12 protein-coding genes are annotated in these 11,091 nt (G+C 43.4%); 1 reads left to right on the top strand and 11 read right to left on the bottom strand.

Going from position 1 to position 11,091, the window contains the following annotated elements; genetic code table 11:
* The first annotated feature begins 258 nt into the window (after window positions 1-258).
* Window positions 259-960 (top strand): hypothetical protein, encoded by a 702-nt coding sequence (locus tag HYY55_04660; protein ID QQG46218.1) that lies wholly within the window; start codon window positions 259-261, stop codon window positions 958-960.
* 220 nt (window positions 961-1,180) lie between these two features.
* Here the strand turns inward: HYY55_04660 and HYY55_04655 are convergent, their stop codons facing one another.
* From HYY55_04655 to HYY55_04605, 11 genes are all read right to left on the bottom strand, one after another.
* A complete protein-coding gene (locus tag HYY55_04655) occupies window positions 1,181-2,344 on the bottom strand; it encodes a glycosyltransferase family 4 protein (GenBank protein QQG46217.1) in 1,164 nt (387 codons plus the stop codon).
* Entirely contained in the window at window positions 2,345-2,734 is a 390-nt protein-coding gene (locus tag HYY55_04650; GenBank protein ID QQG46216.1) for a hypothetical protein, read from the bottom strand.
* The gene (gene gmd, locus HYY55_04645) at window positions 2,734-3,813 is read right to left on the bottom strand and encodes a GDP-mannose 4,6-dehydratase (protein ID QQG46215.1); all 1,080 of its coding nucleotides are present in this window, start codon (window positions 3,811-3,813) and stop codon (window positions 2,734-2,736) included. Before gmd ends, HYY55_04650 begins: the two co-directional genes overlap by 1 nt.
* Window positions 3,814-3,848: 35 nt before the next feature.
* Window positions 3,849-4,628 carry an aldo/keto reductase gene (locus HYY55_04640; protein QQG46214.1) on the bottom strand — a complete coding sequence of 260 codons (780 nt, stop codon included), beginning with the start codon at window positions 4,626-4,628 and terminating at the stop codon, window positions 3,849-3,851.
* A gap of 2 nt (window positions 4,629-4,630) precedes the next feature.
* Window positions 4,631-5,842: a class I SAM-dependent methyltransferase gene (locus HYY55_04635; GenBank protein ID QQG46213.1), complete on the bottom strand. Its 1,212-nt coding sequence runs from the start codon at window positions 5,840-5,842 to the stop codon at window positions 4,631-4,633.
* 2 nt (window positions 5,843-5,844) lie between these two features.
* Window positions 5,845-7,677 (bottom strand): hypothetical protein, encoded by a 1,833-nt coding sequence (locus HYY55_04630; protein ID QQG46212.1) that lies wholly within the window; start codon window positions 7,675-7,677, stop codon window positions 5,845-5,847.
* Window positions 7,674-8,252 (bottom strand): methyltransferase domain-containing protein, encoded by a 579-nt coding sequence (locus HYY55_04625; protein ID QQG46211.1) that lies wholly within the window; start codon window positions 8,250-8,252, stop codon window positions 7,674-7,676. The genes HYY55_04630 and HYY55_04625 overlap by 4 nt, the downstream gene beginning before the upstream one ends.
* Before the next feature lie 149 nt (window positions 8,253-8,401).
* On the bottom strand, window positions 8,402-9,112 hold the full coding sequence (locus tag HYY55_04620; protein QQG46210.1) for a class I SAM-dependent methyltransferase: 711 nt from the start codon (window positions 9,110-9,112) through the stop codon (window positions 8,402-8,404).
* A 65-nt stretch (window positions 9,113-9,177) separates the two neighbouring features.
* Entirely contained in the window at window positions 9,178-9,918 is a 741-nt protein-coding gene (locus HYY55_04615; protein ID QQG46209.1) for a hypothetical protein, read from the bottom strand.
* On the bottom strand, window positions 9,915-10,463 hold the full coding sequence (locus HYY55_04610; GenBank protein QQG46208.1) for an HAD-IIIA family hydrolase: 549 nt from the start codon (window positions 10,461-10,463) through the stop codon (window positions 9,915-9,917). Before HYY55_04610 ends, HYY55_04615 begins: the two co-directional genes overlap by 4 nt.
* A gap of 4 nt (window positions 10,464-10,467) precedes the next feature.
* The gene (locus HYY55_04605) at window positions 10,468-11,085 is read right to left on the bottom strand and encodes an SIS domain-containing protein (GenBank protein QQG46207.1); all 618 of its coding nucleotides are present in this window, start codon (window positions 11,083-11,085) and stop codon (window positions 10,468-10,470) included.
* Between the last annotated feature and the right edge of the window lie 6 nt (window positions 11,086-11,091).

The raw sequence follows: 11,091 nt of genomic DNA, 5'->3' as shown, positions 1-11,091 counted from the left end.
GAGAGCGCGGATATGGACCTGATAAAAATTTGGGATATAGAGGGCGGAGCAAATATGGAGGGAAAAGAAAAAGAGGTTTCTTCTTTCGTAGATTTACTTGCCTCAAAATTAGGCCTTAATAAGCCCTTTTAATATTATAAAAATGGCCCGAGGATTTACCGGGCCATACGCCAAGTATTGACAACACACTGGGCCCTATGCTACTTTTCTGTCAGACAAAAACCCCATTCCGAAACCCCAAGCAAAGGAGAAAATCAGATGGGGCAGTCATTTTTGAAAAAACTGCGGGAAATGATTTCACCGCTCTACGCGAACCTGGGAGGCCATGAACCTGATCATTGCCAGCGGATGCTAAAGATGTTCCCGGAAATAAGCTCTCTCATTCCCGGCGTGGATGAAGATGAATTCAAAGCCGCAGTTTGGCTGCACAGCCTGGACCGAGCTATCAAAATCAGCAAAGAAACCCTGGCTGTCGTATTGAACGGATTTCTCGCAGGGAGCGAATTCTCCGAATCCTCAAAGAAAGCCGTTGTCAGCGCCATTCTTGAACACAGCAAGTTCAAGGACGGAGAGAATGATTCTCCGCTACTGCAAGCTCTCCGACTAGCCGACAAGTGGGACAGGATTGGCTTTCTGGGAGTCGTCTCCGGCTTCATGTTCTTGGGGACGAAAATGCCGATGTATCACGCGGAAAAACCGTTCGGATACGGCCCCACGGCAGAAGGAGAAAAAGGATACCAAACCATCTACGAGAATTTCTACAGAGTCCTTGAGTGGTATCCGATATTTCCGCTCCTGCGCGAGCTCGTCCGGCGCCACACGAAAAGGTTCCAGAACTTCCTTGACTGCATTCGGCTTTTCGGAGAGGAAGTGTCCGAAGCCCACGGCGTCCCGAACACGGTTGAGGAAGATATCAAGCGATGCCTCGGCGGTTTCTACAATGAATGGAAGCCTCTGTAACATCGGGAGTAAAAAGCCATCAGCATAACTGATGGCTTTTGTTTTGCGGGCACGACCAACTCATGTTCAACTTGTTCATTTTTGAATTTAGAGCTGATCGCGAACCTCTAGAATCTCCATGGCTTTTGTGAAGGCCGTACGAAAAGGCAGATGCTGACCAAAGCCGAAAACATCATCCGTCAGGAAGTTATTAAGTGAAAACCATACAAGGATGCTCTTACTATTTAGTTATTGATTCAAGGATTCCCGCGAGTCTATCGCCTAAATTTTGATACGAAAGTTCGCGCGCGCGGATAATGGCTTTTTCGGAAATTGCTCGACGTAGCTGTGCATCCTTGCCCAAACGCTCGATTTGACGCGCCATATCGTCAATATCGCCATCTTTAAAAGTCAGGGCGCCGCCAGAAACCAACCACTCCAACGCCCCTCCGCCAGGAATGATACTTGAAAGACCGAACGCCATCGCTTCGGTTAAAATTGCCGAACCATATTCAAGCCACCATCGCGGAAAAACAAATATGTCGGCTCTGGCAAAAAAATCCAGTAAATCGCCGCGCGAAACCCATCCGGGAAATTTAATTCGTGATTCAAGCCCAAGCGCCTGTGCCAAAAGACGCAAATTATCCTCTTCGGGCCCGGAACCGCTGACAATCAATTCGTATTTGTCTTTATCAGCAACTTTAGAAAACGCCCTGATAACCAAATCAAACCCTTTTTCGGGCAGCATCCGGCCGGAACAAAAAATCATGATTTTCTTATTGTTATTTTCAAACTGCTCCGACGAACGAGGGTATTTTTCCGAAATTGCGCGAGTATCTATGAAATCTTCAATAATAACCCCCTTTCCGGAACCGATTCCAAAACGATAATAAAGCGCGGCAAGATGAGGCGTATTAAAAATGAAGGCGTCTATTCTATTGGCCGCCTGAACCCCGATTATGCGTTCAATCCACCACCTGAACACCTGCCACAAGGACCGTCTGGCGCTCACGGTTAAAGCGCTCTGTGTTGCCGGACGCCACGAATTAAGGCGTATGTTGAAAAAAGCGGCAACCGGAGTTTTTCCACCAAGCAAACGATAAAATCCGGCGCCGTACAAAAAAATATGCCCGTCCACGTAAAAAGCGTCAGCATCATTTTCGTATTTTTTTAAAATCCGGTATACACCGCGCTGAATGCTTAATAAATCGCCGAAGGGCGCGATATTTTCTTCACGCAATTTATACGCAAGCTCCGGCACGGCCAGATTGGCGCGCGAAAAAGCAGTAATAACCGTCACATCGTGCCCCAGCTCAACCAAGCGCTTAGCCTTCCAGTGTAAATCAAGAACTGCTCCGCCGGCAGTCTCAAAATTCAACTTGGATGTAATTAAAATAAATCGCATTTACAATAAAATTTTATCGTCGTAATGCGGACCGTTTTTAATCTCAATCATATCAGTATCGCTTAAAAATTTAAGATGGTATCCCCCGCGGAGAAGAACGAAAATATCCCCGCTTTTAAGCGTGATTTCTTTAAACGGTCGGTCATCGGTTCCGTAAAGCGTTGCGCGCACCTTGCCGTCCCTGACAACCAGGCATTTTTGAAGCGCGGTCGTGACCCGGCGTCTGGGAGCATAGCGATGCGCGGCCACTTCCGCTCCTTTAGAATGTTTTACCCCTAAAACCTGCAGCGCCTCCTCCGGTTCGGTAACCGGATTTATGCCTCCTTCAATCGCGGAAGAAAGAAGGCCGATTAAAATATTTTTGCCATCAATGAATTTTTTAATCGCCATCAATTTAGATTGAATTTTCTTTGAGTGACGATAGGGCGACCGGACTCCACCTCGCGTTTAGCATGTTCAAAATCATGCTCAACCATCAGTCGGACCAAATTCTTAAAATCGGTCTTTGGTTTCCAGTCTAAAATATTTTTAGCTTTGGTTGAATCTCCCTGCAAAACATCAACTTCAGTCGGCCTAAAATGAACCGCGTCAATTTCAATAACGGTTTTGCCGGTTTTCCGGTCAATGCCCTTTTCATCAATGCCCGATCCTCTCCACTCTATTTCCATACCGAGAACTTTCGCGGCTTCTTCGGCAAACTCGCGAACAGTATGTGTTTCTCCCGTGGCTATTACAAAGTCGTCGGGTTTATCGTGCTGAAGTATTTTCCAAATCAATTCAACATAGTCTTTTGAATACCCCCAGTCTCTTTTAGCGTCCATATTGCCGAGCCTCAAAACTTTTTGAGCGCCCAATTTCACCCTGGATAACCCCAGCGTAATTTTTCGCGTAACAAAGTTTAAACCCCGCCTTGGTGATTCATGATTAAAAAGAATTCCGTTTGAAGCAAAAATTCCGTAACCATCCCTGAAAATCTTGGTGGTATAAAAAGCGAAAAGTTTGGAAAGCCCGTAAGGCGATTGCGGATTAAACGGGGTTTTTTCGTTTTGAGGAGTTTCTAAGGCCTTGCCGAACATTTCGGAAGATGAGGCCTGATAAAATCTTACCGGCAGATTCAGATTACGGACGGTTTCCAATATGCGAAGAGGACCCAAAGCATTGACATTGTGGGTATATTCCGATTTTTCAAAACTTATTCCGACATGACTCTGTCCGGCTAAATTATATATTTCATCAGGACGTACTTTGCTGATAATCCGCGCTAAATTCAAACCGTCCGTCATATCGCCGTACATCATAAAAAAACGCGGACTTTCGGAGTCGTTATACAGATGGTCTATACGGTCGGTATTCGGCGAACTTGCGCGCCTCTGTATACCGTAAACTTCATATCCTTTTTCAAGTAAAAATTCAGCTAGATATGAGCCGTCTTGCCCGGTAATTCCGGTAATTAAAGCTTTTTTCGCCATAAAATTAAGACCCAATTATCATAAAATGATTTAATTTATAAAGCAATAAGGTCGTTTTCGTCCAATTTCCATCCCAATGCTCCCAAATTTTCTTGAAGATGGGCAATGCTGCCCGCTTTTGGTATAACAGCGATGTCTTGAGAAATAATCCAATTTAAAGCTACTTGTGCCGGCGTCTTATCGTATTTCTCGGCAAGCTCCGCAAGTTTTTTATTTTGGCTTTCGGCAAGTATGCCGCGGGCTAAAGGCCGATAAGCAATAACTTTTAGGCCGTTTGCGCGGCAATACGGAATAATATCTTTTTCTGCCGAGCGCTCAACAAAACTATATTCAATTTGATTAGCGGCTATTTTAGAATGATTGAGATGACTTTGAGCTTCTTTTAATAATTCAACTGAAAAATTGCTGACGCCTATATTGCGGGCAAGGCCTTCATCCGCCAGATGCTCCATAGCGCGCATAGTTTCTGAAAGCGGAATTTCATCGTTCGGCCAATGTACCAAATATAAATCAATATAATCGGTTTTAAGCCTCTTTAAACTGCCTTGCATGGCTTTTAAAACATCGCCGTAGCGCAAATTGGTTTTCCAGACCTTGCTTATTATAAAAATATCTTTGCGGTCATAACCGGATATAGCTTCTCCGACTATTTCTTCGGTCAAGCCCTGGCCGTAAATCTCGGCGACATCAATTAGTTTTATGCCCATATCAAGTCCAGAGCGCAAAATTTTAATTGACTCGTCAAAATTAGAAGGGTCTTTTTCAAATTTTCCACCCATCCCCCAAGTTCCCATTCCGAATAAAGGAATATCCATGTTTAAACAATGATTACCTCTGGATTAGGAATAATGAATTTTCCCTTATATCCTTTGGCGCGGATTTTGGGAATAAGTTCGTCGGCCAGATTCCACGATAAAAGCAGGGCGAAATCGGGCTGTTCCGAAAACAGCCGAGTTTCATCTACAACCGGTATATGCATGCCGGGAGAGAAAAGTCCGATTTTAAGCTCACTTTTCTCAGCGAGGTGGTCAATAATGTCCGGCCCCAAACGGCAATAATTAAGCAGGGTGTTGCCTTTGGCCGGCGCGCCAATACCCGCTATTTTTTTGCCAGCGGATTTTTGTTCGGTTATAAATTTTTGGATTTCAAATTTATTTTGACGGACTTTATCGGCAAAATCAATAAAAGTTGACTCTTTGTAAAGACCGGCGCTTTCTTCCAAATCCATTAACTGTTTAACGCTCGGCTGTATTTCGTAATCTCCTTTGCGCGCGGCAAACACCCGAATTGAGCCGCCGTGGCTTGATATGCGCTCAACATCAAAAATTTCCATTCCGAACTCATCGAATAAAATCGCGAGCGGTTTTATTGAATAATACCTTAAATGCTCGTGATAAATTGAGTCATACTGCAGTTTTTCAATTAAATCCAACAAGTAGCCGTTTTCCGACACAAAAACTCCCGCAGGAGCCATCAATTCTTTTGTGCCAGACATAAAATCATGAATGTCAGCCACATGCGCGAAAACATTTGTCGCGGTTATTATTTTTGCATGCCCCCGCTCGACCGCTATTTTTTTTGATAAATCATGAGAAAAAAAATCTACTATCGTGGGAATATTTTGCGCTAAAGCTAAATCAGTGGCGCTAGAAGGGTCAACGCCTAAAATTTTAATTCCGTAAGGCAAATAATAAGACAAAAGAGTGCCGTCATTTGAGCCGATATCAAGCGCGAAGTCTCCTTCTTTTAGTCCGAATTTGGACACAACCAAGTCAACCAGATTTTTAAAATTTGCTTTAAGCGCGTTATTTGTCGCGGTGTTGTAAACATAGTCTCTGAAAAGTTTTTCGGGGTCCACGACATAATTTAACTGCGCGAGCTTGCAGTTCCGGCAAAAACAAAATTCAAGAGGATACGCCGCTTCCGGTTTTGATAAGTCGTCTTTCCGCAAAAAAGCATCGCTTGGCGGATGTAAGCCCAAATCAAGAATTGGAATAATGTTTTCTCTTCCGCATATAAAACAAGCCATAACTATTGACTAAACGAATAAACAAATAAATTATTTTCGTTAAATTTTAACATCAAGCCGGGCAATTCGTCAATAATATCATCGGGAAGAAACCCGACGGAAACTATGTAATCCAGGCGATATTTTTTAAGTTCGCCCGTAAAATCTTTTTTCAAAAAAAGCCGGTATTCTTCCGGAAACTTCATTAAACGTTCCTCTAAAAGTTCATCCGAAAAATCAGGAAAATCCTGGACATTAAAAAGCCCCTGCCAATTTGAATAGAGATAACCGGTCGCTCTTCTCCTGTTTTCCGCAAGATACTTATCAATGCCGTCCGAAGTCACGCTTTTAAGCCGTAAGAGCGTCAAATAGCCGCGCAGGCCTCTTTCATACGGCATAACGGAAAACATTTCAGATGAAGCGTAACGATTGCAATGAGTAAACGCCGGAATGGCTTCATTTAATTCGTAGCCTGACGGGGAAGTTTCATCAATTAAGACTACACAATCTTTATCCCGGCTATTAAGCCAATCAAAAAGAGGGCGGTATGATTGTCTGTCAACCTGATATTCATACAATGATTGATAAGCAACCGCCTGAACATAAAGCCCGTAAAAAAGAGAGGCGCTTACCATAAATAAAATTCCGACCAGCCATAAATGAAAAGACATTTTTTTAAAAACATTGTGCAGAATCACAAGGCCCGCGACCATTGCCAAAGGAATTGAGTACTGAACAAAATGGTACGGCCAGACGGTCTGCCCCGTAATAATTTGCTGGCTATACGCCCACAAAGAACCGAGTATAAAAGACAGCAAAAACAAATGCCAATCCTCAAAGGTGTATGGAATCCTCTTTCTTCTTGCCCTAAAAAAATCAAAGCCAACGGCTAAAACGTAAAAAATAAGCGCCGCTATCATCAGCTTATTTAAAAGCGGGTAATGCGTATAAAAAATACCGCTTCGCAAAACGCTTGACGAATACCACTCGCTTTTACTAGCCAGCCGCGCGTTTATCCAGTAAGGCGCGGAAAATAAAGCCCCAAAAAGAAAAATGAAAGATAATCTTTTAACGAGTTTATATTCTCCTCTGAAGAAATAAAGTAAAATTAGCGTAAATAAGACCGATGCGGCAATTCCCCAGCTGAAAAAATAGCTTGAAATCATTAAGGCCAAAAAAAGTGAGGCACCGGTTATGGCAAATTTATATCTTGTAAAACCGTCCGTCTTTCTGGCGGAATTTATCACGGCCCGAACAAACAGCAGGAAAGAAAATAAAAAAATCGCGCCGAGAATCGGATTGACAGGCCGCGACCAAAGCAAGAATCCTCCCGGCGAACTTTCTCCGGAAACAAAATTTAAGACCGTTCTGAAATCAATTAAGTCGTAACCAAGCGTTATAAGCAAAGCTCCCGCAACGGCCGTTATTTTACGCGGCACAGCGCCCTTTCCATCCGAGACAAGTTTATACACCAAGGCATAAATTAGAAAGAAAAGAGTGGCCGGCAAAACGAATTTACTCGTGACCAAAATATTTTCAGCCGAAACTCCGAGCAAATACGCCGGAACGGCGTAAAAATATTCGCCCGTCGGCGGGGCCAAAGGAAATTGGTCCTTGTATTCAAAAAAGAAGGGGGAGCCTACAAGCCGGTGGCCGTCCAAAATTTCCCGAACGCGGGCTAAATACGAAATCTCATTCGGAGTTTGAAAATTAGGAATGCCTTGATACTCATTTCCGAGCGAAATGACAAAAATTATATGCGGCGCGATATACAAAACGCCAACCGCGAACGCCGAAATCAAAGCCAGTTTATGGCCGTCCACAATTTTTTGAAAATAATGAATAAAATATTTCATTTACGGCGCCTAAATACAAGCAGATTATCCTTAATCCAAAAAACAACATTGTTGTCGGCTAAAATTTTTTTTATTCGGTTTGTGTCGTCCAATTGAAACTCAAAATCAAAATTATTAAAAATATTGACCCAAAATTGCGGACTCTGCTCGTTAATGTGGTCGTGTCCCCCCTGTCCAGGCCGAGCCGCCGTAAAAAATATCAAATCACTAATTTTTGACAAGTTCTCAACCAAGATTTCTGATTTATCGGCCGGAATATGTTCGGCAACCTCTAAACAAATCGCGCAATCGTATTTTCTGGACAGATTAAATTTTTCCGTTAAGTCCCGCAGAATGAAATTTCTCTTGTCAATAATCAAATTCCTCAATGCCGCGGGGCTCCCATCCGCTCCAAAATAATCAACGCCCAATTTCCCAAATTCTCTAGAGTAAAAACCGGGCCCGCAGCCGATATCCGCGACGCTTCTTACTCCATATAAGTTCACGATGGTTTCGGCAAAAATCTTCGGGGAAATCCCTAGCGCATATTCCCAATTAGCGACATTAAAATATCCGTCGTTGTAAACGCTTTCCAACGCATTCGCCCCGGTTAAAAAACAACACAATTTTAATAAGCGAAAACGAAAGTTATTTAAACTGTTAACCGGCCGCATTAACTTAACGGCTCTTAAAAGAGAAATTGCCCGCCTTTTAAGCTTATAAAACAGCATGTTTATTAAAATTATTATTTTTTTATCCCCATAAAGTAAAAAGCGTGCGCGATGTTTTTGGCGCCTTTAAATCGCGCGAAAATATAGTCCAGAAAATTAAGCGGGGCGAAAAGGACCATAAAAAACATTACGAAAATCTGGCGCAAAAAATTTATATTAAAAGACAAAACCAGGGCCAGCCACTCTCTTAAAATATAGGTCATGGCGTTGGTCGGCCCCACCATAATTCCCAATTCTTTTTCTTCAAAATTTTTTAACAATTCGCGTAAGCCCGAATCAGTCCACCTGTAATAATCATTGGGCGAGGAATGAAAACCTATTATGAACGGAGTTGTTATGTAGACTATCCCGCCGATTTTTAAAACCCTGTGTATTTCTTTTACAACCGCCCCCGGATCAAGAATATGCTCCAAAAGCGATTCGGCAATAATCGCGTCAACCGAATCGTTTTTAAAAGGCAACTTAGCCGCGTCTGCCACAACTTTTACTCCGGGATGCCGTTCAATATCAACATTGATGACATCTTCCCTTATTATTGCCGAACCCGAGCCCAAATTAAGAATAACCGATCCTTTGGCAAGGTGTCTTATGCTTTGACCGGCCGATTTCCCGACAAAAATGCCAAGCGTATGATTGAGGATAAAAAAAAGTTTTGGGTATTTTTTAACTATTTTTTTTATTGCGAAAACGAGTCCGTCAGATTCGCTTGAGGATTTTTTTTCCATACTTAAAAAAGTTTAACATAAAAGCGGTAAAAAATAAAATCCCGCGCGACTCGCGTCCCGCGGGATTACTTAATCCAATCTTCAAAATCTTTCAAGAATTGAGCAACCACTTCATTAGTTTTAAAATGCGCCGCCATATCCGCGAAATACTTAGGAGGAACAGTCACAATATGCGCGCCGGCCAGTCCGGACATCTTGATGTCATTGCATGAACGCATGCTTCCGGCGATAATTTCAACATCAGGATAAGATTTATCCAAAAGCATCCGGGTCTCTTTAATGACCGTAAACGGGTCAAAATCTTTTTCTGTAAATGTCTTTTTTTCAAAGCCGTCTTTTAACTCTTTTTCAAACTTGCCGCCGATGTCAATACCGCCGTCGCGGATACGCCCGACAAACAGACTGACATATCTGGCACCAGCCGCGGCAGCCATAACTGCCTGATTAACTGTCATTAAGCAGGTACAATTTACTGAAAAACCTTCCTTTTTCAACAAATTTATAATCTCAAGTTCATCCAAGCCAATCTGTATTTTAATGCTCAGATCGGGGTACTCAAATATCCTTCGAAATTCTACGGACTGCCTCAGTATTTCATTGGGCTCTCTTGAAAACACCTCAACGCTCAAGTGGATGCCCGGCTGATAATACAGAATCAACGCGACGATTTTTTCAATGTGCTCTTCAAACGCTGACTTCGGCTCTTTGGCCAAAAGAGACGGATTGGTCGTAATTCCGCGCACAAAACCGCGCTTCAAAGCTTCCGCGATATCTTTCAAATTGGCGCTATCCACAAAGAGTTTCATGTTGCCCCTCCTTCCGTTATAAGGCGCGCGATCAGTCGGGCTGCTTCCAGCAAGCTTCCCGCGCGAAAATCGCTCATTACCCCGCTGTTATAACGATCCTTCACGAGAATCGTCCGGCAACCTGCGGTTTTAGCCGCCATCATATCTGTTTGTGTATCGCCAATCATGAAAGATCGGCCAAGATCAATGTTCCATTTCTTTTGTGCCGCAAGCAGCATTCCGGGTTTTGGTTTTTTACATTCGCAGCCATCGTCCCGCCCGTGCGGACAAATAAACACATCATCAAATCCCAGTTTTTCAATCTCATCCTGAATTTTTTTCCACTCTTCGTAAGATAAATATCCGTATACGACATCCGGCTGATTAGTTACAAGAATCCTTAAAACACCGATGCGTTTTAAAACCAGCAAAGCTTCTTTGACGCCGTTAAAAATACGCAATTCTTCAAAAGCAAACGGGGCTGTCGGTAAATCAAAACCGGGCCTTTGCACCAGCTTATTAACTACGCCGTCGCGGTCAATAAAAACCGCCTTACGACCTTTCATTACTTCATCTCCCCGCCTGAATCAAGTCCCTCATCCGAAAAACAATTAAATGCTGCAAGACAACATGAAACGATTCAACGAGCGGTGTTGAATCTTCAGGCACGACAACGCAGACATCAACCAAGTCCTTCATCGGTCCGCCGTCAAATCCGGAAAATCCGAGCGTAATCCCACCGCGATCTTTAATATACTGCAAACCCTTGAGAAGGTTTTGCGACCATTTTCCGCCCTTATCGCTTCCGCTTCCGCCATGAACGCTTATGCCAACGCCGACTCCGCCTTTAACATAGTGCGTGTCAAGCCAGGCCGTGAAAAGGTCCTCTTTCGGACGATCGTTAACGATGGCGCTAATGAGCGGTATATTATCCCAAGGCGTTATGGCTTTCAGGCCTCTATAGCCGGGCTTATCGGCAATAGTTTTTGAAAGATCGGCGGCAAAATGAGTCGCGCTTGAAGCTGACCCGCCATTGCCCATAATAAAGACCGGCACGTCATTTTTCCACGCTTCAAACAAGGCAACAATCATTAAAACGATTTCTCCTCTACAGGCTTCAAGAAGTTTTTCGGCCGTGTGTTTTACGCTTTCAAGATACGACGAGACATATTCTTCACTTGTTCTCACCAAACA

The organism is Candidatus Niyogibacteria bacterium (genome assembly GCA_016432485.1).
Classification (GTDB): domain Bacteria; phylum Patescibacteriota; class Minisyncoccia; order HO2-45-28; family HO2-45-28; genus HO2-45-28.
This window is presented reverse-complemented; position numbering and strand designations above follow the sequence as displayed.